Source organism: Streptomyces krungchingensis (assembly GCF_054729265.1).
This window is the reverse complement of record NZ_JBPUKY010000001.1, coordinates 3,325,897-3,350,695: the sequence shown is the minus strand read 5'-3', so window position 1 is coordinate 3,350,695 and position 24,799 is coordinate 3,325,897. Positions and strand designations below refer to the sequence as shown.

At 70.9% G+C, this 24,799-nt stretch carries 21 protein-coding genes; 15 read left to right on the top strand and 6 right to left on the bottom strand.

What is annotated here, in order from left to right; all coding sequences use genetic code 11:
* The first annotated feature begins 78 nt into the window (after positions 1-78).
* The 9 genes from ftsW (at position 79) to ACSYGO_RS14890 (ending at position 8,585) form a co-directional block, all read left to right on the top strand.
* Positions 79-1,443, top strand: a complete 1,365-nt coding sequence (ftsW, locus tag ACSYGO_RS14930) for a putative lipid II flippase FtsW (RefSeq protein WP_426675878.1) — start codon at positions 79-81, stop codon at positions 1,441-1,443.
* 6 nt (positions 1,444-1,449) lie between these two features.
* Positions 1,450-2,541 (top strand): undecaprenyldiphospho-muramoylpentapeptide beta-N-acetylglucosaminyltransferase, encoded by a 1,092-nt coding sequence (gene murG, locus ACSYGO_RS14925; protein ID WP_095933706.1) that lies wholly within the window; start codon positions 1,450-1,452, stop codon positions 2,539-2,541.
* A 25-nt stretch (positions 2,542-2,566) separates the two neighbouring features.
* Positions 2,567-3,352 (top strand): cell division protein FtsQ/DivIB, encoded by a 786-nt coding sequence (locus ACSYGO_RS14920; protein ID WP_426675879.1) that lies wholly within the window; start codon positions 2,567-2,569, stop codon positions 3,350-3,352.
* A 280-nt stretch (positions 3,353-3,632) separates the two neighbouring features.
* Positions 3,633-4,826, top strand: coding sequence for a cell division protein FtsZ (ftsZ, locus tag ACSYGO_RS14915; protein ID WP_345643689.1), 1,194 nt, complete (start codon positions 3,633-3,635; stop codon positions 4,824-4,826).
* Entirely contained in the window at positions 4,823-5,560 is a 738-nt protein-coding gene (gene pgeF / locus ACSYGO_RS14910; protein WP_460386841.1) for a peptidoglycan editing factor PgeF, read from the top strand. The genes ftsZ and pgeF overlap by 4 nt, the downstream gene beginning before the upstream one ends.
* Positions 5,561-5,566: 6 nt before the next feature.
* A complete protein-coding gene (locus ACSYGO_RS14905) occupies positions 5,567-6,286 on the top strand; it encodes a YggS family pyridoxal phosphate-dependent enzyme (protein WP_426675881.1) in 720 nt (239 codons plus the stop codon).
* Positions 6,287-6,415: 129 nt separating this feature from the next.
* A complete protein-coding gene (locus ACSYGO_RS14900; protein ID WP_028803187.1) occupies positions 6,416-7,057 on the top strand; it encodes a cell division protein SepF in 642 nt (213 codons plus the stop codon).
* Positions 7,058-7,108: 51 nt separating this feature from the next.
* Positions 7,109-7,393, top strand: a complete 285-nt coding sequence (locus ACSYGO_RS14895) for a YggT family protein (RefSeq protein WP_028803186.1) — start codon at positions 7,109-7,111, stop codon at positions 7,391-7,393.
* Positions 7,394-7,439: 46 nt separating this feature from the next.
* A complete protein-coding gene (locus ACSYGO_RS14890; RefSeq protein ID WP_426675883.1) occupies positions 7,440-8,585 on the top strand; it encodes a DivIVA domain-containing protein in 1,146 nt (381 codons plus the stop codon).
* A 343-nt stretch (positions 8,586-8,928) separates the two neighbouring features.
* On the opposite strand, the gene ileS is transcribed toward ACSYGO_RS14890, so the two are convergent.
* Positions 8,929-12,072 carry an isoleucine--tRNA ligase gene (ileS, locus tag ACSYGO_RS14885; RefSeq protein ID WP_426675884.1) on the bottom strand — a complete coding sequence of 1,048 codons (3,144 nt, stop codon included), beginning with the start codon at positions 12,070-12,072 and terminating at the stop codon, positions 8,929-8,931.
* A 582-nt stretch (positions 12,073-12,654) separates the two neighbouring features.
* On the opposite strand from ileS, the gene ACSYGO_RS14880 reads away from it, so the two are divergent.
* From ACSYGO_RS14880 to ACSYGO_RS14860, 5 genes are all read left to right on the top strand, one after another.
* Positions 12,655-13,695, top strand: coding sequence for a TraR/DksA family transcriptional regulator (locus ACSYGO_RS14880; RefSeq protein ID WP_460386840.1), 1,041 nt, complete (start codon positions 12,655-12,657; stop codon positions 13,693-13,695).
* 92 nt (positions 13,696-13,787) lie between these two features.
* Positions 13,788-14,489 (top strand): signal peptidase II, encoded by a 702-nt coding sequence (gene lspA, locus ACSYGO_RS14875; protein WP_460386839.1) that lies wholly within the window; start codon positions 13,788-13,790, stop codon positions 14,487-14,489.
* 153 nt (positions 14,490-14,642) lie between these two features.
* Positions 14,643-15,587, top strand: coding sequence for an RluA family pseudouridine synthase (locus tag ACSYGO_RS14870; RefSeq protein WP_426675887.1), 945 nt, complete (start codon positions 14,643-14,645; stop codon positions 15,585-15,587).
* The gene (locus ACSYGO_RS14865) at positions 15,584-16,051 is read left to right on the top strand and encodes a GNAT family N-acetyltransferase (RefSeq protein ID WP_426675888.1); all 468 of its coding nucleotides are present in this window, start codon (positions 15,584-15,586) and stop codon (positions 16,049-16,051) included. The genes ACSYGO_RS14870 and ACSYGO_RS14865 overlap by 4 nt, the downstream gene beginning before the upstream one ends.
* 77 nt (positions 16,052-16,128) lie before the next feature.
* Positions 16,129-17,715 carry a Na+/H+ antiporter gene (locus tag ACSYGO_RS14860; protein WP_460386838.1) on the top strand — a complete coding sequence of 529 codons (1,587 nt, stop codon included), beginning with the start codon at positions 16,129-16,131 and terminating at the stop codon, positions 17,713-17,715.
* Positions 17,716-17,966: 251 nt separating this feature from the next.
* On the opposite strand, the gene ACSYGO_RS14855 is transcribed toward ACSYGO_RS14860, so the two are convergent.
* Complete coding sequence (locus ACSYGO_RS14855; protein ID WP_426675890.1) at positions 17,967-19,091, bottom strand: mechanosensitive ion channel family protein; 1,125 nt, start codon at positions 19,089-19,091, stop codon at positions 17,967-17,969.
* A 104-nt stretch (positions 19,092-19,195) separates the two neighbouring features.
* Here ACSYGO_RS14855 and ACSYGO_RS14850 point away from each other — a divergent pair, with 104 nt between their 5' ends.
* On the top strand, positions 19,196-19,765 hold the full coding sequence (locus ACSYGO_RS14850; RefSeq protein WP_359491265.1) for a dienelactone hydrolase family protein: 570 nt from the start codon (positions 19,196-19,198) through the stop codon (positions 19,763-19,765).
* A gap of 123 nt (positions 19,766-19,888) precedes the next feature.
* Here the strand turns inward: ACSYGO_RS14850 and ACSYGO_RS14845 are convergent, their stop codons facing one another.
* From ACSYGO_RS14845 to ACSYGO_RS14830, 4 genes are all read right to left on the bottom strand, one after another.
* A complete protein-coding gene (locus tag ACSYGO_RS14845; protein WP_426675892.1) occupies positions 19,889-21,559 on the bottom strand; it encodes an alkaline phosphatase D family protein in 1,671 nt (556 codons plus the stop codon).
* A 149-nt stretch (positions 21,560-21,708) separates the two neighbouring features.
* Positions 21,709-22,557, bottom strand: coding sequence for a thioredoxin domain-containing protein (locus ACSYGO_RS14840; RefSeq protein ID WP_426675893.1), 849 nt, complete (start codon positions 22,555-22,557; stop codon positions 21,709-21,711).
* A 93-nt stretch (positions 22,558-22,650) separates the two neighbouring features.
* Positions 22,651-23,337, bottom strand: a complete 687-nt coding sequence (locus ACSYGO_RS14835; RefSeq protein WP_426675894.1) for a hypothetical protein — start codon at positions 23,335-23,337, stop codon at positions 22,651-22,653.
* 88 nt (positions 23,338-23,425) lie between these two features.
* Complete coding sequence (locus ACSYGO_RS14830; RefSeq protein ID WP_028803173.1) at positions 23,426-24,754, bottom strand: DUF2252 domain-containing protein; 1,329 nt, start codon at positions 24,752-24,754, stop codon at positions 23,426-23,428.
* Positions 24,755-24,799: the final 45 nt, after the last annotated feature.

Sequence of the window (24,799 nt, the reverse complement as noted above, 5' to 3'; positions counted from 1 at the left end):
TTCGGGCCGGCGGCACGGTGCCGTGGAGGCCCCTCCCGCCCTGCGGGGAGTCCTCCCGCGGCACGGGAGGTGCCGGCCGTGCCGAGTAGCCGTACGGGCCGCCCTCCGGTCCAGCGCGCGCCGCGACGGCCGTCCGGTGCCCGGCCCCCGCGCGACAACCCCGTCCGCCGGTTCCTGCTGCGCGCCCGCAAGGCCTGGGACCGGCCGCTCACCGCGTACTACCTGATCCTGGGCGGCAGCCTGCTGATCACCGTGCTGGGCCTGGTGATGGTCTACTCGGCCTCGCAGATCACCGCGCTGCAGCTCTCGCTGCCGGGGTCGTACTTCTTCCGCAAGCAGTTCCTGGCCGCCGTGATCGGCGGTGTGCTCATGCTGGTCGCCTCGCGGATGCCGGTGAAACTGCACCGGGCGCTGGCGTACCCGATCCTGGCGGGCGCCGTCTTCCTGATGGCCCTGGTGCAGGTGCCGGGGATAGGGGTCTCGGTCAACGGCAACCAGAACTGGATCTCCGTCGGCGGCCCGTTCCAGCTCCAGCCCAGCGAGTTCGGCAAGCTCGCGCTCGTGCTGTGGGGCGCCGACCTGATCGCCCGCAAACAGGACAAGCGGCTGCTGACCCAGTGGAAGCACATGCTCGTGCCGCTCGTGCCGGTGGCCTTCATGCTGCTCGGGCTGATCATGCTCGGCGGCGACATGGGAACCGCGATCATTCTCACAGCGATCCTCTTCGGGCTGCTGTGGCTGGCGGGAGCGCCCACCCGGCTGTTCGCCGGTGTGCTGGCCGTCGCCGCGACCATCGGCGTCATCCTCATCAAGACCAGCCCGAACCGCATGGCCAGGCTCGCCTGTATCGGCGCCACCGACCCGGGGCCGGGCGACCACTGCTGGCAGGCCGTGCACGGCATCTACGCCCTCGCCTCCGGCGGACTCTTCGGTTCCGGCCTGGGCGCCAGCGTGGAAAAATGGGGCCAACTACCCGAAGCGCACACCGACTTCATCTTCGCCATCACCGGGGAGGAACTGGGTCTGGCGGGGACGCTGTCGGTACTCGCCCTCTTCGCGGCTCTAGGCTATGCGGGTATCCGCGTGGCCGGACGCACGGAGGACCCCTTCGTGAGGTATGCCGCGGGAGGCGTGACCACCTGGATCACGGCCCAGGCCGTGATCAACATCGGTGCGGTGCTCGGTCTGCTGCCGATCGCCGGAGTCCCGCTCCCGCTGTTCTCCTACGGAGGTTCCGCCCTGCTGCCGACCATGTTCGCCATCGGGCTGCTGATCGCCTTCGCACGCGACGAGCCCGCTGCGCGGGCGGCGCTTGCCATGCGGCAACCCCGCTTTGGTAGAAAGCGTGCTGCGGTGAGAGGCTCCGCGGGGACCGCGGGGCCTCGGAGATGGAACACGATGCGACGGCGTGCCGGCACGGCGCGTTCGTCCGGAGAGCGGTGAATTTCGGTGCATGTCGTACTCGCCGGCGGGGGGACCGCCGGCCACATCGAGCCCGCGCTCGCCCTCGCGGACGCCCTGCGCAGGCAGGACCCGACCGTGGGGATCACGGCCCTGGGCACGGAGCGCGGTCTGGAGACCCGCCTCGTACCGGAGCGCGGCTACGAACTCGCGCTGATTCCCGCCGTGCCGCTGCCACGCAAGCCCACGCCCGAGCTGATCACCGTCCCCGGGCGGCTGCGCGGCACCATCAAGGCGGCCGAGCAGATCATGGAGCGCACCAAGGCGGACGCCGTCGTCGGCTTCGGCGGGTACGTCGCCCTGCCCGGCTATCTCGCGGCCAAGCGTCTCGGTGTGCCGATCGTCATCCACGAGGCCAATGCCCGTCCCGGCCTCGCCAACAAGATCGGCTCGCGGTACGCCGCCCAGGTCGCCGTCTCCACGCCGGACAGCAAGCTCCGCGGGGCCCGCTACATCGGCATCCCGCTGCGCCGCTCCATCGCCACCCTCGACCGGGCAGCCGTGCGCCCCGAGGCCCGCGCCGCGTTCGGGCTCGACCCCAACCTGCCGACCCTGCTGGTCTCCGGCGGCTCGCAGGGCGCCCGCCGCCTCAACGAGGTCGTCCAGCAGGCGGCGCCCTACCTCCAGCAGGCGGGCATCCAGATCCTGCACGCGGTCGGCCCGAAGAACGAACTGCCGCAGGTGCACCAGATGCCGGGGATGCCCCCGTACATCCCGGTACCGTACGTGGACCGGATGGACCTCGCGTACGCCGCTGCCGACATGATGCTCTGCCGCGCGGGCGCGATGACCGTCGCCGAACTCTCCGCCGTCGGGCTCCCCGCCGCGTACGTCCCGCTGCCCATCGGCAACGGCGAACAGCGGCTGAACGCCCAGCCGGTGGTCAAGGCCGGCGGTGGGCTGCTGGTCGACGACGCGGAGCTGTCGCCCCAGTGGGTGCAGCAGAACGTGCTCCCCGTGCTCGCGGACCCGCACCGGCTGTACGAGATGTCCCGTGCCGCCAGCGAGTTCGGCCGCCGGGACGCCGACGACCTGCTCGTCGGCATGGTGTACGAGGCGATCGCCTCTCGCCGCCACTAGGACCGCATGAGGGAAGGCAGGGAGCGTGGCCGGACCGAGCACCGCCGAGCGCGGCGAACGGCAGAAGCAGGAATCCGGCCCGCCCCGGCCGCCCCGTGCCGGGCGGCTGAGACACCCTCGTAGGCTCATCGTCGTCTTGGCCTCCGTGGTGTTGACCGGGGCCGCGTCCGTCTGGGTCCTCTACGGCTCGCAGTGGCTGCGCGTGGACCGCGTGACGGTGTCGGGGACGCAGGTGCTGACGGCGGACCAGGTGCGCAAGGCGGCCGACGTTCCGGTCGGTTCCCCGTTGATTTCTGTCGAAACGGACGCGATTGCGGCACGATTGCGGCGTGAATTGCCCCGAATTGACTCGATTGACGTCGTCCGTTCCTGGCCGAACGGAATCGGGCTGAAAGTGACCGAGCGCACCCCCGTCCTGATTATCGAAAAAGGCACAAAATACGTCGAAGTGGACGCCAAGGGTGTGCGATTCGCGACGGTTTCCGACGCTCCGAGGGGCGTGCCCGCACTGGAATTGAAAGTTTCCCGGTCGGCCGGCCTGCGCCGCTTCGGCACCGACCGGCTGGTGCGCGAGGCGGTGCGGGCCGCGGGCGACCTTCCGGCCGCCGTCGCCCGCGACACGAGCACCGTCAAAGTCCGTTCCTTCGACTCGATCCGGCTGGAGTTGAAGGGCGGCCGGACAGTCGACTGGGGCAGCGGCGAGAAGGGGCGCGCCAAAGCCAGGGCGCTCACCGCTCTCATGAAAGCCGCTCCCGGCGCCCGGCACTTCGATGTCAGCGTTCCCACCGCCCCTGCGTCATCGGGGAGTTGACGCACATCTGCGCAGGCCAGCACCCTAGTTGGGCAGCGCTACGGCTGATCACATAGGGTGAAAAGAAAAACGGGAGGTTCGGCGTGTTCGTTGAACGTGCGCCACTTGTCGACTTAGTGTCCTGTTCGGAAGAGTCCAAGGAACAGACACACTGGTAACCCTAAACTTCAGCGTTAGGGTTCGGGTCGGCGTTCGGACCGTCCCAATTCGGCATCAGCCGTCGGACCGCGGAGCACCCGTGGGGCGACGGCAACGTAATTCGAGGCGAGAGGCCTTCGACGTGGCAGCACCGCAGAACTACCTCGCAGTCATCAAGGTCATCGGTGTCGGCGGCGGTGGTGTCAATGCCATCAACCGGATGATCGAGGTCGGTCTCAAGGGTGTCGAGTTCATCGCCATCAACACCGACGCACAGGCGCTGTTGATGAGCGACGCCGACGTCAAGCTCGACGTCGGCCGCGAACTCACCCGCGGACTCGGCGCCGGCGCCAACCCGGCCGTCGGCCGCAAGGCCGCCGAGGACCACCGCGAGGAGATCGAAGAGGTCCTCAAGGGGGCCGACATGGTCTTCGTGACCGCCGGTGAGGGCGGCGGCACCGGCACCGGCGGCGCACCCGTCGTGGCCAACATCGCGCGCTCGCTCGGCGCCCTGACCATCGGCGTGGTCACGCGCCCGTTCACCTTCGAGGGACGGCGCCGCGCCAACCAGGCCGAGGACGGCATCGCGGAACTCCGCGAAGAGGTCGACACCCTCATCGTCATCCCGAACGACCGGCTGCTGTCCATCTCGGACCGCCAGGTCTCCGTCCTCGACGCCTTCAAGTCGGCGGACCAGGTCCTGCTCTCCGGTGTTCAGGGCATCACCGACCTCATCACCACGCCCGGTCTGATCAACCTCGACTTCGCGGACGTCAAGTCCGTCATGTCCGAGGCCGGTTCGGCGCTCATGGGCATCGGCTCGGCCCGCGGCGACGACCGGGCCGTCGCGGCGGCCGAGATGGCGATCTCCTCGCCGCTCCTCGAAGCCTCCATCGACGGCGCGCGCGGCGTACTGCTCTCCATCTCCGGCGGCTCCGACCTCGGCCTGTTCGAGATCAACGAAGCCGCCCAGCTGGTCAGCGAGGCCGCCCATCCCGAGGCCAACATCATCTTCGGCGCGGTCATCGACGACGCCCTCGGCGACGAGGTGCGGGTCACCGTCATCGCCGCCGGCTTCGACGGCGGCCAGCCCCCGGCCAAGCGGGACAACGTCCTCGGGTCGTCCACCGCGAAGCGCGAGGAGCCGGCACCGGTGCGGTCCACCGAGAGCCGCCCGTCCTTCGGCTCGCTCGGCAGCGTCACGCCGAAGGAAGCCGCTCCGGAGCCCGCCCCCGAGCCGGTCAGCGAGATCCAGGCCCCGCCGCCGGTCCCGCCGTCCCGCTCGTACGCCGACAGCCCGGCCGAAGAGCTGGACGTGCCGGACTTCCTGAAGTGATAGGGCAGCGCTCCCGAACGAGCACAGTGAGCGGCGCGCACTTCGCCTTCACCGACCGGTGGGGCGGGGTGAGCGCCGTTCCGTACGAGGAGCTCAACCTCGGCGGGGCGGTCGGCGACGACCCCGCCGCCGTGCGCTCCAACCGTGAACTGGCCGCCGGGTCACTGGGACTCGACGCGGCCCGGGTGGTCTGGATGAACCAGGTGCACGGACCGGACGTGGCCGTCGTCGACGCGCCGTGGGGGGACCGCCCCGTGGCCGAGGTCGACGCGATCGTCACCACGCGGCCAGGACTCGCCCTCGCCGTGCTCACCGCGGACTGCACGCCCGTGCTGCTCGCCGATCCGGTGGCCAAGGTGGTGGCCGCCGCCCACGCGGGACGGCCCGGCATGGTGGCCGGAGTCGTCCCCGCGGCGGTGCGGGCCATGGTGGAACTGGGGGCCGAGGCGGAGCGGATCGTCGCCCGGACCGGACCCGCGGTCTGCGGACGCTGCTACGAAGTGCCCGAGGAGATGCGCGCCGACGTCGCCGCGATCGAGCCGGCGGCGTACGCCGAGACCAGCTGGGGCACCCCCGCGGTCGACGTGACCGCCGGAGTGCACGCGCAGTTGGAGCGGCTCGGGGTGAGCGACCGGGAGCAGTCGCCGGTGTGCACGCTCGAATCGCAGGACCACTTCTCGTACCGCCGCGACCGCACGACGGGGCGGCTCGCGGGCTATGTCTGGCTGGACTGATGGGGCATGACAGAACGTAAGGCTCAACTCGCCGCGAATCTGGCGAAAGTGGAGGACCGCATCGCGGCCGCGTGCAAGGCGGCAGGGCGGGAGCGCGAAGAGGTGACCCTGATCGTGGTCACCAAGACCTACCCCGCGAGCGATGTGCGGATCCTGTCGGAACTCGGTGTGCGTCACGTCGCCGAGAACCGCGACCAGGATGCGGCACCCAAGGCCGCGGAGTGTTCGGATCTGCCCCTCTTTTGGCATTTTGTCGGTCAGTTGCAGACCAACAAGGTGCGTTCCGTGGTCGGTTACGCGCATGTGGTGCAGTCCGTCGATCGTTCCAAGCTCGTCACGGCCTTGTCGAAGGAGGCGGTGCGGGCGGAGCGCGAAGTGGGGTGCCTGATCCAGGTCGCGCTGGACGCCGAGGAGAGCGGCCGGGGTGAGCGCGGGGGTGTGGGAGTCGCGGGAATCGAAGAGTTGGCCGACCTCGTCGCGGACTCCCCGGGGCTGCGACTCGACGGGCTGATGACCGTCGCGCCGCTCAGCGGACCGTACGCGGGACGTGAACAGGCTGCGTTCGAGCGGCTGATGGATTTGTCGACTGTCCTGCGCGGCGCTCATCCGGCTGCGAACATGGTCTCGGCAGGGATGAGCTCGGACCTCGAACAGGCCGTGGCGGCCGGAGCGACACATGTACGCGTCGGTACTGCGGTACTCGGAGTCCGACCCAGGCTCGGGTAACGTCGCCAAGAAGTCGGACCACAGCAGAAAATATGGTCATTTCCGCCAAAGGCGGGCATAACGACCACGTGGATCGCGGGCACTTGGCAATTCGTCAGCCGATCCACCACAGAGCGGAGGACTCAGAGCATGGCCGGCGCGATGCGCAAGATGGCGGTCTACCTCGGCCTCGTGGAGGACGATGGGTACGACGGCAGGGGATTCGACCCCGACGACGACTTCGAGCCCGAGCTCGACCCGGAGCCCGAGCGGGACCGGCGACGGCATGAACCGTCACACCAGTCACATCAGGCACACCAGTCCCAAAGGGACGATTCGGTACGAGTGGTGCAGCCTCCGGCGCCGCGCGATCCGGTGCCCCATTCCGCTTCGCTCCCCGCGGAATCCGGGCGTCCGGCGCGAATCGCCCCCGTGGCGTCCATCACACAAGAACGTCAGAGCCTGGAGAAGAACGCGCCGGTGATCATGCCCAAGGTCGTGTCCGAGCGAGAGCCGTACCGGATCACCACACTGCACCCCCGGACCTACAACGAGGCCCGTACCATCGGGGAACACTTCCGTGAAGGCACCCCGGTGATCATGAATCTGACTGAGATGGATGACACAGACGCGAAGCGACTTGTCGACTTTGCGGCCGGTTTGGTGTTTGGTCTCCACGGCAGCATCGAGCGGGTGACGCAGAAGGTGTTCCTGTTGTCGCCTGCTAACGTCGATGTCACGGCGGAGGACAAGGCCCGCATCGCAGAGGGCGGGTTCTTCAACCAGAGCTGAGACGCAGGACCGGAACAAGGCTGGGAAACAGGGGAGAGGGAAGCACGAATCATGAGCGTGGTCGGGCAGGTTCTTTACATCGCGCTGATGTGTTTCCTCATCGTGCTGATTTTCCGGCTTGTCATGGACTACGTCTTCCAGTTCGCCCGCTCATGGCAACCCGGCAAGGCGATGGTGGTCGTTCTGGAGGCCACCTACACTGTCACCGATCCACCGCTCAAGCTTCTGCGGCGGTTCATCCCGCCGCTGCGTCTCGGGGGCGTGGCGCTCGACCTGTCCTTCTTCGTACTGATGATCATCGTCTACATCCTGATCTCCGTCGTGAGCCGGCTGTGAACGATACGGTCTTGCCGAATGCCGACGACTACGTTGAGGTGAAGAGATGCCGTTGACCCCCGAGGACGTGCGGAACAAGCAGTTCACGACCGTCCGCCTCCGAGAAGGCTATGACGAGGACGAGGTCGATGCCTTCCTCGACGAGGTCGAAGCCGAACTGACGCGCCTGCTGCGCGAGAACGAGGACCTGCGCGCCAAGCTGGCCGCCGCCACGCGTGCCGCCGCGCAGAACCAGCAGCAGGGCATGCGCAAGCCGCCCGAGCAGCAGGACCAGCAGCAGGGTCCGCCGCAGGGCATGCGAGGTCCCGGCGCTCCTGTGCCCGCCGGCATATCGGGCCCGCCGCAGCAGCAGATGGGTGGCCCCATGGGTGGTCCGCCCCAGCTGCCGAGCGGTGCACCGCAGCTGCCCGCAGGCCCCAGTGGGCAGGGCGGTCCGCAGGGTCCCGGCCCGATGGGTCAGGGTCCGATGGGTCAGGGTCCCGGCCAGATGCAGCCGCAGATGCAGCAGCAGATGGGCGGCCCTATGGGCGGTCCCATGGGTGGTCCCATGGGCGGCCATGGTCCGCAGATGCCGCAGCCCGGTCAGGGTCCCGGCGGCGACAGCGCCGCCCGTGTGCTCTCGCTGGCCCAGCAGACCGCCGACCAGGCGATCGCCGAGGCCCGTTCCGAGGCCAACAAGATCGTCGGTGAGGCCCGCAGCCGCGCCGAGGGTCTGGAGCGGGACGCCCGCGCCAAGGCCGACGCGCTGGAGCGGGACGCGCAGGAGAAGCACCGCGTCGCGATGGGCTCCCTGGAGTCCGCCCGCGCCACGCTGGAGCGCAAGGTCGAGGACCTGCGCGGCTTCGAGCGCGAGTACCGTACGCGACTGAAGTCCTACCTGGAGTCGCAGCTGCGCCAGCTGGAGACGCAGGCGGACGACTCGCTCGCCCCGCCGCGTACCCCGGCCGCCGCGTCCCTGCCGTCGCCGTCCGCGCCCTCCATGGCTCCGGCCGGTGCGAGTGCGCCGTCCTACGGTGGCAACCAGGGCATGGGTGGAGCGCCGGCGCCGGCCGCGCCCTCCTACGGCGGGCAGCAGCAGATGTCGCCGGCCATGACCCAGCCGATGGCTCCGGTGCGGCCGCAGGGGCCGTCGCCGATGCAGCAGGCTCCCTCGCCGATGCGTGGGTTCCTCATCGACGAGGACGACAACTGACGGCCTTCAGTACGCCTTAGGCGTCGGCAGCGTTCAGGGCGGGGCCCCCGGGATTCCGGGGGCCCCGCCCTTTTGCGTCCTCCCGCGGCGGCGCGGACCGCGTTCTTCGCCCCCTCCGCCCCTGCCCGTCCCGTGTCCCTGGGGGCTCCGCCCCCAGACCCCCGGTCGGCCTGGACGGCCTCGGCCTCGTCCTCAAGCGCCGGACGGGCTGAGATCAGCCCCTCCGGCGCTTGAGGAGAGGGGTCCGGGGCGGCGGGGGGCGAAAGAAGACGGCCCCGGCGTCCCGGTCCGCCGCTGGGGAAGCGGGGCCGGGGCGCCGGGGCCGAGAGGGTTCCGGGGCGGGTTACGCCTTGCGGAGGCGGAACGTCAGGGACAGGGACTCGTCCGTGAACGGGGCGCCGTAGGAGTCGTCGGCCTCGCCCTGGGCGAAGTCCGTGGCGAGGACCTCGTCCGCGATGAGCGAGGAGTGCTCGGAGAGCGCCGCGATGACGGCCGGGTCCGTGGACACCCACCGCAGCGCGATCCGGTCGGCCACGTCGAGCCCGCTGTTCTTGCGGGCCTCCTGGATCAGCCGGATCGCGTCACGCGCGAGGCCCGCCTGCCGCAGCTCCTCGGTGATCTCCAGATCGAGCGCGACCGTGGCACCGGAGTCGGACGCCACCGACCAGCCCTCACGGGGGGTCTCCGTGATGATGACCTCGTCCGGTGCCAGCGTCACCGTCTCCCCGTCGACCTCGACCGACGCCGTGCCCTCACGCAGGGCGAGGGAGAGCGCCGCCGCGTCCGTCTCGGCGATGGCCTTCGCCACGGCCTGGACGCCCTTGCCGAAGCGCTTGCCGAGCGCCCGGAAGTTCGCCTTGGCGGTGGTGTCCACGAGTGACCCGCCGACCTCGGAGAGCGAGGCGAGCGAGCTCACGTTCAGCTCCTCGGTGATCTGGGCGTGCAGCTCGGGGTCGAGGACGTCGAAGCCCGACGCGGCGACCAGCGCCCGGGACAGCGGCTGACGCGTCTTGACGCCCGACTCCGCGCGCGTGGCGCGGCCGAGCTCCACGAGACGGCGCACGAGCACCATCTGCCGCGACATCTCGGGGTCGATCGCGGACAGGTCCGCCTCCGGCCACGAGGACAGGTGGACGGACTCGGGGGCGCCCGGCGTGACCGGGACGACCAGGTCCTGCCAGACCCGCTCGGTGATGAACGGGGTCAGCGGGGCCATCAGCCGCGTGACCGTCTCGACGACCTCGTGCAGCGTGCGCAGCGCGGCCTTGTCGCCCTGCCAGAAGCGGCGGCGCGAGCGGCGCACGTACCAGTTCGACAGGTCGTCGACGAACGCCGAGAGCAGCTTTCCGGCGCGCTGGGTGTCGTACGCCTCCAGCGCCTGCGTCACCTGGTCGGTGAGCGCGTGGAGTTCGGAGAGCAGCCAGCGGTCGAGCACCGGGCGGTCCGCCGGGGCCGGATCGGCCTCGCTGGGCGCCCAGTCGGAGGTGCGGGCGTACAGAGCCTGGAAGGCGACCGTGTTCCAGTAGGTGAGGAGCGTCTTGCGGACGACCTCCTGGATGGTGCCGTGGCCCACGCGACGGGCCGCCCACGGGGAGCCGCCGGCCGCCATGAACCAGCGCACCGCGTCCGCACCGTGCTGGTCCATCAGCGGGATCGGCTGGAGGATGTTGCCCAGGTGCTTGGACATCTTGCGGCCGTCCTCGGCCAGGATGTGGCCCAGGCAGACGACGTTCTCGTACGACGACTTGTCGAAGACGAGGGTGCCGACGGCCATCAGCGTGTAGAACCAGCCGCGGGTCTGGTCGATGGCCTCGGAGATGAACTGCGCCGGGTAGCGGCTCTCGAACAGCTCCTTGTTCTTGTACGGGTAGCCCCACTGCGCGAACGGCATCGAACCCGAGTCGTACCAGGCGTCGATGACCTCCGGGACGCGCGTCGCCGTGCTGCCGCAGCCGTCCTGCGGGCAGGCGAAGGTGACCGCGTCGATGTACGGCCGGTGCGGGTCCAGGGCGGACTGGTCGGTGCCCGTCAGCTCGGTGAGCTCCGCGCGGGAGCCGACACAGGTGAGGTGGCCCTCCTCGCAGCGCCACAGCGGGAGCGGGGTGCCCCAGTAGCGGCTGCGGGACAGCGCCCAGTCGATGTTGTTGTTCAGCCAGTCGCCGAAGCGGCCGTGCTTGACCGACTCCGGGAACCAGTTGGTCTTCTCGTTCTCCTCGAGGAGACGGTCCTTGACGGCCGTGGTGCGGATGTACCAGGACGGCTGCGCGTAGTAGAGCAGCGCGGTGTGGCAGCGCCAGCAGTGCGGGTAGCTGTGCTCGTACGGGATGTGCTTGAACAGCAGGCCGCGGGTGTCGAGGTCCTCGGTGAGCTTCTCGTCGGCCTTCTTGAAGAAGACGCCGCCGACCATCGGGACGTCTTCGTCGAAGGTGCCGTCGGGGCGCACCGGGTTGACCACGGGCAGGCCGTACGCGCGGCACACCTTGAGGTCGTCCTCACCGAAGGCGGGGGACTGGTGGACCAGACCCGTGCCGTCCTCGGTGGTGACGTACTCGGCGTTCACCACGAAGTGCGCCGGAGCCGGGAACTCCACCAGCTCGAACGGTCGTTGGTAGTTCCAGCGCTCCATCTCGGCGCCCGTGAAGGACTCGCCGGTGGTCTGCCAGCCCTCGCCGAGCGCCTTCTCGACGAGCGGCTCGGCGACGACGAGCTGCTCCTCGCCGTTGGTGGCGACGACATAGGTGACGTCGGGGTGCGCGGCGACGGCGGTGTTGGAGACGAGCGTCCAGGGGGTCGTCGTCCACACCAGGAGCGAGGCCCGGCCGGCCAGCGGACCGGAGGTGAGCGGGAAACGGACGTACACGGACGGGTCGACGACCGTCTCGTAGCCCTGCGCCAGCTCGTGGTCCGACAGGCCGGTGCCGCAGCGCGGGCACCAGGGGGCGACGCGGTGGTCCTGGACCAGCAGACCCTTGTCGAAGATCTCCTTGAGCGACCACCAGACCGACTCGATGTACTCGGGGTCCATCGTGACGTAGGCGTCGTCCAGGTCGACCCAGTACCCCATGCGGGTCGTCAGGTCGGAGAAGGCGTCGGTGTGGCGCAGCACGGACTCGCGGCACCTGGCGTTGAACTCGGCGATCCCGTACGCCTCGATGTCCTTCTTGCCGCTGAAGCCGAGCTCCTTCTCGACCGCCAGCTCCACCGGCAGGCCGTGGCAGTCCCAGCCGGCCTTGCGGGCCACGTGGTAGCCGCGCATGGTGCGGAAGCGGGGGAAGACGTCCTTGAAGACGCGCGCCTCGATGTGGTGGGCGCCCGGCATGCCGTTGGCGGTGGGCGGGCCCTCGTAGAACACCCACTCGGGGCGGCCCTCGGACTGCTCAAGGCTCTTGGCGAAGATCTTCTGCTCGCGCCAGAAGTCGAGCACTGCGTGCTCGAGGGCGGGCAGGTCGACCTGGGCGGGCACCTGGCGGTACTGCGTCGGTTTCATCGGCGAGCTTCCTCCGGCGGACGTTCTGCCTTCCGTCGGAGGGACGAGAGCCTGTTCTCATACGGACGCCGTGTGCGGCGCGCTCCCGCGGTACCACCCTCCTTGGCTCCCCGGTGCGCCGTTCGCACCAGTGAGCCCCCTCATTGGGGTCGCGATACCGGGTCTACTGGCCCCTGCGGGGTGTTCTTCCGGCGGCTCCGGGGTGATCTTCACGTCGCGCTGACCCCCGGGCTTCCACCGTCCCCGGGTCGCTCATGGCCGCGTACGCCGCTACTCGTCCCCATCCACGCTTCTCGCTCCGCCCAGTGTACGGCGCCGCGGGGACAGCGGCCGACCGGTTTAACGGGTGTCCGGGCGGCCCGCGCGGTGACCCGAATGGCGAGGCGGGACCGTCCGGATCCTGGGACGCGGGGCCATGCGGATTACCCGGCGGGGAGCTGGGCACAACGCAGGCAGGCTTGCCGCGCGGGACCCGCGGGGCGGACGAATCGATGGCGTGCCCCGTTGCCGCGGGCCGGAAGTCGATTTATCGTCCCAGCACGATTCGCGAGCAAGATCACAGTATGTGAAGGGGCCGCGGCCATGGTGGCGAAGAAGACCGCCGTACAGCAGTCGGCGTCCGGCAGATCCACGGTTTCGGCGGCCAAGGACGTGGGTGGGAAGAAGAGCGCCACGGGGGCACCCGTGTCCCACGAGGCCCGGTCCGTGAAGACGGTCTCCGGGGCGCACTCCGGATCGAAGCCCGCGGCCGGTGGGACCGCCCCCGGGGAGGCGGACGGCAAGAAGGTGGCCACCAAGAAGGCGGACGGCAAGAAGGCGGATGCCAAGAAGGCGGCGGCCGGGAAGAAGGCGGCCAAGAAGGCGGCGACCGGCAGGAAGGTCGCGAAGAAGGCGGACGCCCGGGAGCCGGGAGCCGGGAAGGCCGCGGAGGAGGCTTCCGCGGCGGCGGAGAAGGCCGCGGAGGAGACGGGGGCCGGCGCCGCGGCGGAGGGCGGCGCCGCGAAGAAGACCCGTGCGAAGGGCGCCACGGCCAGGAAGAGCAGCGGTACGGCGAAGAAGAGCACACGCACGGCGAAGAAGGCGGTCGCTTCCGCGGCCGAGGGCGCGGCCCATGCCGCGAAGACGACGGGAGCCACGACGGTGGTTGCGAAGAAGACTCCTGGCACGGCCACGGCGGCGAAGAAGCCCACGGCCGTCCCCAAGGCGCGGGTCGGCGCGGTGGAGCCGGGCGAGCTCGCGGTGCGCCCCGGTGAGGACCCCTGGACATCCGAGGAGGTCGAGGAGGCCCGCGCGGAGCTCCAGTCGGAGGCGCTGCGGCTGAGCACCGAGATCTCGTCGTCCGAGGAGGCGCTCGCGGGACTGATGCGCGACTCCGGTGACGGAGCCGGGGACGACCAGGCGGACACGGGCACGAAGAACATCACCCGCGAGCACGAGATGGCGCTCGCGGCCAACGCGCGCGAGATGCTGGAGCAGACCGAGCGGGCCCTGGAGCGCCTGGAGACGGGGACGTACGGGCTCTGCGAGAGCTGCGGCAATCCGATCGGCAAGGCCCGTATGCAGGCCTTCCCGCGCGCCACCCTGTGCGTCGAGTGCAAGCAGAAGCAGGAACGCCGGTACTGAACCGCGTGGGAGTACTCCTGAGCACGTGGGCCGCGCGGGGCGTGCCGTACTCTCGTCCTCAGTCAGGAACCTAGGTCGAGGGACTCACTCACGTGGCAGAGGCGGAGCGCATCATCGGTACGCCGGACATCCCAGGCGCGGCGGGGGCCGATCCGGAGCAGTCCGACGAGAAGGCGGCGTCGGGCGGCCGGTCCGGTTCCGGCGAGCAGGTCCCGGCCGAGCGGTCCGCCGAGGATGCCGGGCGGCCCTCCCCGGAGGCCTCGGACGCCGGCGCGGACGGGGCGCCGTCCGAGGACGGGCGGCCCAGGGGCAGGCGCCGGATCGCCGTGCTCTTCACGGTCGCGGTGCTCGCGTACGCCCTGGACCTCGTCAGCAAGATGATCGTCGTCGCGAAGCTGGAGCACCACGACTCGATCGAGATCATCGGGGACTGGCTGAAGTTCGAGGCGATCCGCAACGCGGGCGCGGCCTTCGGCTTCGGCGAGGCGTTCACGGTGATCTTCACGGTGATCGCCGCGGCCGTGATCGTGGTCATCGCCCGGCTCGCGCGCAAGCTCTACAGCCTGCCCTGGGCGATCGCGCTGGGCCTGCTGCTCGGCGGTGCGCTCGGCAACCTGACCGACCGGATCTTCCGCTCGCCGGGCGTCTTCGAGGGCGCGGTCGTGGACTTCATCGCCCCCAAGCACTTCGCGGTGTTCAACCTCGCCGACTCGGCGATCGTGTGCGGCGGCATCCTGATCGTGCTGCTGTCCTTCCGCGGACTCGACCCGGACGGCACGGTCCACAAGGACTGACGCGCGGCGCTCCGCCGATCCCCCGGACGCCCCGGCGGCGGGCGGGCCGGGCCCCGGCGGCGGCCTTCGCCCCGGCGCCGGGGACACCAGGCGAGGGCACTGATGTTCGGGCCGTGGTCAGGGGGTGTCCGAGCCTTCCGGCATACTCGACGGGTGAGCACGCTTCCCGAGATCCGTACCCTGCCCGTGCCCGACGGCCTGGAGGGCGAGCGCGTCGACGCCGCCATCTCCCGCATGTTCGGCTTCTCCCGCACGAAGGCCGCCGAGCTGGCCGCCGCGGGGAAGGTCGCGGTGGACGGCTCGGTGGTCGGCAAGTCCGAGCGTGTGCGCGGCGGCGCCTGGCTCGAGGTCGAGATGCCGCAGGCGCCCGCGCCCGTGCAGATCGTCGCCGAGCCGGTCGAGGGCATGGAGATCGTGCACGACGACGACGACGTGGTCGTGATCGTCAAGCCGGTCGGCGTGGCCGCGCACCCCAGCCCCGGCTGGTCGGGCCCGACCGTGATCGGCGGTCTCGCGGCCGCCGGGTACCGCATCTCGACCTCCGGCGCCTCGGAGCGGCAGGGCATCGTGCACCGCCTCGACGTGGGCACCTCGGGCCTGATGGTGGTCGCCAAGTCGGAGTACGCGTACACGTCGCTGAAGCGCCAGTTCAAGGAGCGCACGGTCGACAAGCGCTACCACACGCTCGTCCAGGGCCACCCGGACCCGACCAGCGGCACCATCGACGCCCCCATCGGACGCCACCCGAACCACGACTACAAGTGGGCGGTCACGGCCGAGGGCAAGCCCTCGGTCACGCACTACGACCTGGTCGAGGCGTTCCGCGCGGCCTCGCTGCTCGACGTCAAGCTGGAGACCGGACGCACCCATCAGATCCGCGTCCACATGGCGGCCCACCGCCACCCGTGCGTCGGCGACCTGACCTACGGCGCGGACCCGACGCTCGCCAAGCGGCTCGGCCTCACCCGGCAGTGGCTGCACGCGGTGCGGCTCGGCTTCGAGCACCCCGGGGACGGGCAGTGGGTGGAGTTCGCCAGCGACTACCCCGAAGACCTCCAGAAGGCGCTCGACAAGGTCCGCGAGGAGAGCTACGCGTGAGCACCGAGTACGTGGTGCGGGTCGCCGAGGACCCCGCCGACCGCGAGGCCTGCTTCGTGGTGCGCAAGGAGGTCTTCGTCGGCGAGCAGGGCGTCCCCGAGGACATCGAGTACGACGCCTACGACGCCACGGCACTGCACGTGCTGGCCGTCCGCGCGGACGGCACGGCGCTCGGCACCGGTCGGCTGCTGTACGGCGAGGCGGCGGCCGCGAAGACCGGCGGCGATCTCACCGTCGGCTCGCTGGGGCGGCTCGCCGTGACCCGCGAGGCACGTGGCCTCGGCGTCGGCGCCGCGCTCGTGGGCGCCATCGAGGACGCCGCACGCGCGCGTGGACTGGCCGCGGTCGACCTGCACGCGCAGACCCACGCCCTGGGGTTCTACGAACGGCTCGGGTACGTGGCGTACGGGCCGGAGTTCCCGGACGCCGGCATCCCGCACCTGGCGATGCGCAAGGTCCTGTAGCGGGGGATCGTCCCGAGGGCATGGCAGGCTTGGAGCCTGCTTGTCCTTGATCTCCTAGAGCTGCCGGAGCGCTGACCGTGGATCAGTTGGCCCTGCTGTTCGTCATGCTGCTCGGGGCCGTGGTGAGCGTCCCGGTGGGGGACCGGTTCGGGCTGCCCGCGCCGGTGCTGATGACCCTCCTCGGGATCGCGCTGGCGCTTCCGGACTTCGTCCCCAACGTGGACATCCCGCCGGACCTGATCCTGCCCGCGCTGCTGCCGCCCCTGCTCTACGCGGCGGTGCGGCGCACCTCGTGGAGACAGTTCGCCGCCAACATCCGCCCGATCTTCCTGCTCGCCGTCGCGCTGGTGTTCGTGACCACCCTGGCCGTGGCCGCCGTCGCCCACGCGATCGTGCCGGGGCTGCCGCTCGCCGCCGCGGTGGCGCTCGGCGCGCTGGTGGCGCCGCCCGACCCGGTCGCGGCGACCGCCGTGGCCGGCCAGCTTGGGCTGCCGCGCCGCCTGGTGTCGATCCTGGAGGGGGAGGGCCTCTTCAACGACGTGACGGCCATCGTGCTCTACCACGTCGCGATCGCGGCCGCGGTGAGCGGCACCTTCTCGCCCTGGGCGGCGGGGCTCGACCTCGTGCTGTCCGCGGTCGTCGCGGTCGCCGTCGGAGTGGCGCTGGGGTGGGCCGCGAACAAGCTGATGTCCCTCCTCGGCGACGCCACCCTGCAGATCGGCCTGACGCTGCTCGTGCCGTACGCCTCGTACGTCCTGGCCGAGGAGCTCCACGGTTCCGGGGTGCTGGCGGTGCTCACCACCGCGCTGTTCCTGGCCGAGTACGCGCTCGACGCCGACGACGTGCTGACCCGGCTGACCGGATCGACGGTCTGGGACGTGGTGGACACGCTCGTGACGGGCGTCGCGTTCGGGCTCATCGGGCTCGAACTGCACAACGCCATCAGGACGGCGGCGGGACGCTGGGGCGAGATGCTCGGCTGGTCCGCCACGATCGTCGCCGTCGTCGTGTTCGTACGGCTGGCCTGGCTGTTGCCCGCGACCTGGCTGACCAAGCGGCTGCACGCCAAGCGTGACTACGACGAGGAGATCCCGACGTCGTGGCGGGAGACCGTCGTGATGTGGTGGGCCGGAATGCGGGGCGTCGCCTCCGTGGCCCTGGCGCTGGCGATCCCGCTGGAGATGGACGACGGGTCGCCCTTTCCCGACCGCGACGAGATCGTGTTCATCGCCTTCGGAGTGATCATGGCGACGCTCGTGCTCCAGGGGCTCACCCTGCCGTGGCTGGTGAGGAAGCTCGGGGTGCGGGCCGACGAGGACGTCGAGAAGGCCTTCGAGAAGGAGCTGGCGATCCGTGCCGCGAAGGCCGCGAGGACGCGGCTGCGGGAGATCGAGGACGTGGAGGAGCTGCCCGAGGAGGTCTCCGAGCAGCTGCTGCGGCGGGCCCACGACATCGGGGTGCGGATCAGTCCCGACATGGGGGACGAGGAGCGCCGCGAGGCGTACGAGCAGCGGGCACGGCGGTTGAAGCGGATGCGGCGGATCCAGGCGGAGATGCTGAGCGCGGCGCGGCACGAGGTGCTGGCCGCGCGCAGTGAGCCCGGGGCCGATCCCGAGGTCGTCGACCGTGTGCTTCGGCATCTGGATGTGCGCAGCCTGCGATGACGGTCCCCTGGGGCTGCGGGGGCGTTTCCTGCCCGGCCTGCGGCCGGGTTCGTCTCCCGCCCGCGCACCACCCGTGACCCTCCGCCGAGCGGCCGGACCCTCCCGTGGGGGTGCGCGCCGCCTGCGGCCTCGCGTGGGCTCTGGCCGCTGTGGGCGTGCAGCAGCCGTCACCCATGGCCGAGTCTCCCGTGGGGGGTGCGCGCCGCCGGCGGTCTCGGCTGTGAGTCGGGGCTGTGGGGCCTCGGGGCGGCCTAGCCGCGGCCCGTGCCTGTGCGTGGGGGGTCGAAGGGGCGGGTGGCGGCGCCGTCCTGGTCGCGGCGCGGGCCCCGCAGCGTCCTGCCGGGAGGCGGCGCCGCGTCCGCCGTGTTGACGCGGGGGAGCGCGTAGGGGTGGTCCTCGGTGAGCCAGCGGATCATCCGCTCGCGCACCGTGACCCGCACCGTCCATATGTCGTCCGCGTCCTTGGCCGTGACCAGGGCGCGCACCTGCATGGTGTTGGGGGTGGAGTCCGTGACGGCGAGACCGTAGTCGCGTCCGTCCCAGGCCGGGCACTCGCGCAGGATGTCGCGCAGCTTCTCCCGCATGGCCTCCACCGGCGCCGAGTGGTCGACGTGGAAGAAGACGATGCCGGTCATCTGGGCGCTGCCGCGCGACCAGTTCTCGAACGGCTTCGAGGTGAAGTACGAGACGGGCATCGTGATCCGCCGCTCGTCCCAGGTCCGTACCGTCAGAAAGGTCAGGGTGATCTCGTCGACGGTGCCCCACTCGCCGTCCACCACGACCGTGTCGCCGAGGCGCACCATGTCGCCGAAGGCGATCTGCAGCCCGGCGAAGAGGTTGGAGAGCGTGGACTGCGCGGCGACACCGGCGACGATGCCGAGGACGCCCGCCGAGGCGAGCAGCGAGGCGCCGGCCGCCCGCATCGCCGGGAAGGTGAGCAGCATCGCGGCGACCGCGACCACGCCGACGATCGCGGAGACCACCCGCTGGATCAGCGTCACCTGGGTGCGCACCCGGCGCACCCGGGCGGGGTCGCGGTGCGCGGTCGCGTAGCGGGTGTAGGAGGTCTCCACGACGGCGGCGGCGATGCGCACGACCAGCCAGGCCGTGGAGCCGATGAGGGTCAGTGTCAGGGTCCGGCCGATGCCGACGGAGTGCTCCTCCAGCAGCTTGGCCTGCGCGTAGGACCCTCTGAGCATGGCGGTGCACAGGACGAGTTGGAAGGGGACACGGCCGCGACGGAGCAGCCCCCACAGCGGGGTCTCGTGGTGCCGGCCGTCCGCGCGTCGCAGCAGCTGGTCCACGGCCCACCCGACGAGCAGCGTGAGCACGACCGAGCCGCCGACGACGATCACCGGGCGCAGTACGTTCTCCATGCCCCCGACCGTAACCGGCCCGCCGCGGTCCAAACCTGGAGCCGGAAGCCGTCGGTACGCGGGCCCGCGCGGCGCCGTCGGTCCAGGCTGGCACCATGGAGCCCATGAACGTCATGCTCTTTCACTCCACCTACGGGCTGCGGCCGGCGGTGCGCGCCGCGGCGGACCGGCTGCGTGCCGCGGGGCACGAGGTGTGGACGCCCGACCTCTTCGAGGGCCGCACTTTCGACACAGTGGAGGAGGGAATGGCCTTCAACGAGGAGATCGGCAAGGACGAGCTCCTCAAGCGCGCCGTGCTCGCCGCCGCGCCCTACTCCGAGCGCGGCCTGGTGTACGCGGGCTTCTCCCTCGGCGCGTCGATCGCGCAGACCCTCGCCCTGGGTGACGAGAAGGCCCGGGGACTGCTGCTCCTGCACGGCACTTCGGACATCGCGGAGAGCGCCTCGGTGGACGAACTGCCGGTCCAGCTGCACGTCGCCGAGCCGGACCAGTTCGAGACGGACGACTGGCTGAGCGCCTGGTACCTGCAGATGCGCAGAGCCGGCGCCGACGTCGAGGTCTACCGGTATGCCGGAGCCGGTCACCTGTACACCGACCCGGACCTGCCGGACTACGACGCCGAGGCGGCCGAGGCCACCTGGAAGGTGGCGCTCGGCTTCCTCGACAGCCTGTAGAGCGGCGGCGCAAGCCGGTCCGCCGGCGTCCCGGGGAGTTGCCCGGGCAGCGCGGGGAGCGCCGGCGGCCCGGAGAGCTCCGTCGGCCCGCGGAGCTCTCCGGACAGCGCCGTCGTCACGGCGTCACACCGGGTCGTACGTCCGCTCCACCTTCTGCGTACCGCTGCGCGTGCGGTACGAACGGACCCAGGACGCGGTCGCGTTCGGGTCCGTGCGGTCGGAGAGCACGTAGTAGTCCATCTGTGCGCGGGCACTGGTGATGTCCAGGACGCCGAAGCCGTGGCGGTCGGTGTCGACCCAGTGGACGTGCCGGTTGGCCGCGCGGATGATCGGCGACGCCAGGGCCGAGACGGTGCCCTCCGGGACCTTGACGATGTCGTCGAGGTTGTCGGAGGAGACCGAGGTGACCACGAACTCGGTGGCGGCGGAGGCGGACAGCGGGTACGTACCCGCGTCGACCGGCACGTCATTGGCCCAGGCCATGTGGATGTCGCCGGTGAGGAAGACGGTGTTGCGGATCGCCTGGGAACGCAGGTGCGCGAGCAGTTCGCGGCGGTCGTCCGTGTAGCCGTCCCACTGGTCGGTGTTGAGGGCGATGCCCTCCTGCGGCAGCCCGAGCAGCTTGGCGAGCGGCTTGAGCAGATCGGCGGGGAGCGAACCCACCGCGAACGGCGAGATCATCACCGAGTTGCCGACCAGGCGCCAGGTGGTGTCCGAGGCCTTCAGCCCCGACTTCAGCCAGTCGAGCTGGGCCCGGCCGGTGAGCGTACGGTCCGGGTCGTCCACCGAGCCGCTGGCCGTGGAGGCCTGCTGCGAGCGGAAGGAGCGCAGGTCCAGCAGCGAGAGGTCGGCGAGCTTGCCGAAGCGCAGTCGGCGGTAGGTGGTGCCCTCGATGGCGGGACGCACCGGCATCCACTCGAAGTAGGCCTGCTTCGCGGCGGCCTGACGGGCCGACCAGGTGCCTTCGGCGCCCTCGGTGTGGTTCACGGCGCCGCCCGACCAGGCGTTGTCGGCGAACTCGTGGTCGTCCCAGATCGCGACGACCGGCGCCTTGTGGTGCAGGGCCTGGAGGTCCGGGTCCGTCTTGTAACGGCCGTGCCGGGTGCGGTAGTCGGCGAGGGTGAGGATCTCGTTCGCGGGGGCGTGCGGCCGGACGACCTTGCCGCGCGCCGCGTACTCGCCCGACTTGTACTCGTAGATGTAGTCGCCGAGGTGCAGCCAGGCGTCCAGGTCGCCGCGGGCGGCCAGGTGGCGGTAGGGGGAGAAGTAGCCCGCCTCCCAGTTGGCGCAGGACACCACGCCGAAGCGCAGCCCGGCCACGGAGGCGTCGGCGGCGGGCGCGGTGCGGGTGCGGGCGGCGGGGGAGTCGGTGCCGCCGGCGGAGAAGCGGAACCAGTAGTCGGTGGCGGGTTCCAGACCGCGGATGTCCGCCTTGACGGTGTGGTCCGAGGCGGCCGTCGCGGTGGTGGTGCCCTTGGCGACGATCGTGCCGAACGCCTTGTCCTTGGCGACGGTCCAGCTGACCACGGTGTCCGGGCCGAGCCCGGAGCCGGGTATCGCCTCCGGGGTGGGCGTCACGCGGGTCCACAGCAGGATGCCGTCGGGCAGCGGGTCGCCGGAGGCGACGCCGTGCAGGAAGGCGGGTGCCTCCGCGGCGGCCCGGGCGGGCAGGGCGGCCGCCAGCGGGGCGGCGAGGACGGCGGTGGCGGCCGCGGCCTTGACGACCGTGCGGCGGCGCGGGGCGCGGGAGTTGAGGGCGCCCGAGGGGTCGGATGATCTGAAGCGACTGGTCACGAGCGATCAGGTTACCGATCGGTACAAGCCAAGAGCGGGCGAACTGGCAAAAGTTCGCCCGCTCTTCGAGAGCCGGTCGTTCAACGCACCCGTGAGGGGCCGCCGGTGGTCCCGGTCCCGGTCTCGCCACCGGCACCGGAACCGGTGACTCAGGCCTTGAGTGCCGCCTCGATCGCCGTGGTGAACTCGGCGGTCGTCATCGGCGCGTTCTCTCCGTCGGAGCCCGTGAGCTTCTTGCCGTCCATCACCAGGCTCGGCGTGCCGTCGACGCCGTCCTTGTTGGTGTTGAAGGTCTGCGACATCGCGAGCGCCCAGGAGTCGTACGTGCCGTCCTTGACGGCCTTCTGGAACGCCGTGTTGTTCTTGAGCGCGCCGACCGTGTCCGCCACCTTGATCAGGTAGTCGTCGCTCTTGAACTTGTCGTCCGTCTCCTCGGGGTGGAACTTCGCCGAGTACAGCGCCGTCTTGTACTCCAGGAAGGCCTCGGGGCTGACGTTCAGCGCGGCGCCCAGGGCGCTCATCGCGTTCTTGGAGCCTTCGCCGCGGGAGCCGATCTGGATCTTGCCGCTCTTGTCGGAGTCGCCGTCCAGGAACGTGCCGCCGATGAACTGGATCTTGAACTTGCCGGCGTCGAGGTCCGACTTCAGCGTCGGGCCCACGGTCTGCTCGAACTGCGCGCAGATCGGGCAGCGCGGGTCCTCGTACAGCTTCAGGGTCTTCTTCGCGGTGCTCTTGCCGAGGACGACCGTCGTGCCGTTCGTGCCCGTGGTGTTGGCCGGAGCCACCACCTTGTCGTCACTGGCGGTCTCCCAGTAGGTGGGCTTGTTGTTCTGCACGACCGCGTAGCCGACACCGCCGGCGATCGCGAGGACGGCGACCAGGGAGCCGGCGACGACGGCCTGCCGCCTGATCTTCTCGCGCTTGGCCTGACGCTCGCGTTCGAGGCGCAGCTTCTCACGGGCCGCCGACTTCGCCGCCTGGCTGTTCCGCTTGCTCATAGTGGTGATCTCCATGGGGGACGCGCACATGTCGTACGCGGATACGTAAAGGGGACTGCTTGTGCTCCGGGGCGCCGGCCCGGGAGCGGTCGCTCAGACGAGAACGAGTGAGCGGGGCGGTCCTCGTCGTCCCAGGGAGTGCACGAACAGACGTGTGCGGGTGAAGGCCGCGCGGTGCGCGGTGTGCGGCAGGCGGCGCGCCGGAGCGAGCCGCACGGTCACCGCGGCGACGGCGATCAGCAGCGGCCGGAAGGTCGAGGCGCCCACCGCGCGCAGCAGCTGGGCGAGGGCCCGCTCGCCGCGGCGCAGCCAGGCGGCGGCGATCAGCCCGACGGTGACGTGCGCGCCGAGCAGCAGCCAGGCGGCCTTCGGGTCGGTGTGCGCGAGCAGCGTCGCCGCCCGGTCGCCGTGGCCGCCGGTCACCCGGGCAAGCGGGGCGCCGACGCTGCCACCGCCGCACAGCACGTCGAGGCCGACCGAGCGCAGCGGGCCGGCGACCGGACCGCCGGCCCGGCCGTAACAGACGTGCTGGCCCGTGGTGAACACGGTGTCGGCGGCCAGCTCCAGCGGGATCAGCAGGGCGGCGATCCGTCCGAAGCCGCGCTCGCGGCCGGCCAGCGCGAACGCGATGACGAAGACGGCGGCGGCGATCGCGGCGACGGTGCCGAGCGGCAGCGGAGCCCGGGACAGCAGGACGTGCGACGCGGTGGAGAGGGTCACGACGACAGCCGTGAACAGCACCGCGCGCACGGCTCTGAGTGGGGTCCCGGACAAGTCCATAGCGCAGAGAGTCTCCCACGCGCTCCCGTAAGAGTCCCCTAAAGGATTCCCATGAATACCGGGAGCGCCGTGGGAGCGGGCCGGAGCCCTACAGCCCCGGGATGCGGCCGTTGCGGAAGAGGTCCACGAAGATCTGGTGGTCGGCACGCGCCCGTGCGCCGTAGCTGTGGGCGAAGTCCACCAGGAGAGCGGCGAAGCCGTCCTCGTCGGCCGCGATCGCGGCGTCGATGGCCCGCTCCGTGGAGAACGGGACCAGCTCCGAGTGGCCGCTCTCGTCGTCCGCCGCCGCGTGCATCGTGGCCGTGGCCCGGCCGAGGTCCGCGACGACCGCGGCGATCTCCTCGGGGTCGTCGATGTCGCCCCAGTCGAGGTCCACCGCGTACGGCGACACCTCGGCGACCAGCTGGCCCGCGCCGTCCAGCTCGGTCCAGCCGAGCCACGGGTCGGCGTGCGCCTGGAGCGCCCGCTGGGAGATCACCGTGCGGTGGCCCTCGTGCTGGAAGTACTCGCGGATCGAGGAGTCCGTGATGTGGCGGGAGACGGCGGGGGTCTGGGCCTGCTTGATGTAGATCACGACATCGTTCTCCAGGGCGTCGCTGTTGCCCTCGAGGAGGATGTTGTACGACGGGAGGCCGGCCGAGCCGATGCCGATCCCGCGGCGCCCGACGACGTCCTTCACGCGGTACGAGTCCGGGCGGGCCAGCGAGGACTCCGGCAGCGTCTCCAGATAGCCGTCGAAGGCGGCGAGCACCTTGTAGCGGGTGGCCGCGTCCAGCTCGATGGAACCGCCGCCCGGCGCGAAGCGGCGCTCGAAGTCGCGGATCTCGGTCATGGAGTCGAGCAGCCCGAAGCGGGTCAGCGAGCGGGCGTCACGCAGCGCGTCCAGGAGCGGACCCTCCGCGGTGTCCAGCGTGAAGGGCGGCACCTCGTCGCTCTTGGCGCCGGTCGCGAGGGCGTGGATGCGCTCGCGGTAGGCCGCCGCGTACACCGTGACCAGCTCGGTGATCTGCTCGTCGCTGAGCGCCTTGGCGTAGCCGACGAGGGCCACGGAGGCCGCGAAGCGCTTGAGGTCCCAGGTGAACGGGCCGACGTAGGCCTCGTCGAAGTCGTTCACGTTGAAGATCAGGCGGCCCTGGGCGTCCATGTACGTGCCGAAGTTCTCGGCGTGCAGGTCGCCGTGGATCCACACGCGCGCGGTGCGGTCGTCCAGGTACGGACCGCCGCGCTTGTCGGCGTCGAGGTCGTGGTAGAAGAGGCACGCCGTGCCCCGGTAGAACGCGAAGGCGGAGGCCGCCATCTTGCGGAACTTCACGCGGAACGCGGCCGGGTCGGCGGCCAGGAGCTCGCCGAAGGCGGTGTCGAAGACGGCGAGGATCTGCTCGCCGCGTTGCTCGTCGCTGAGCTGCGGGACCGACATCGCTGGGTGCCTCCTGGTGCAGGTGATGCGTGACATGGGGCCGGC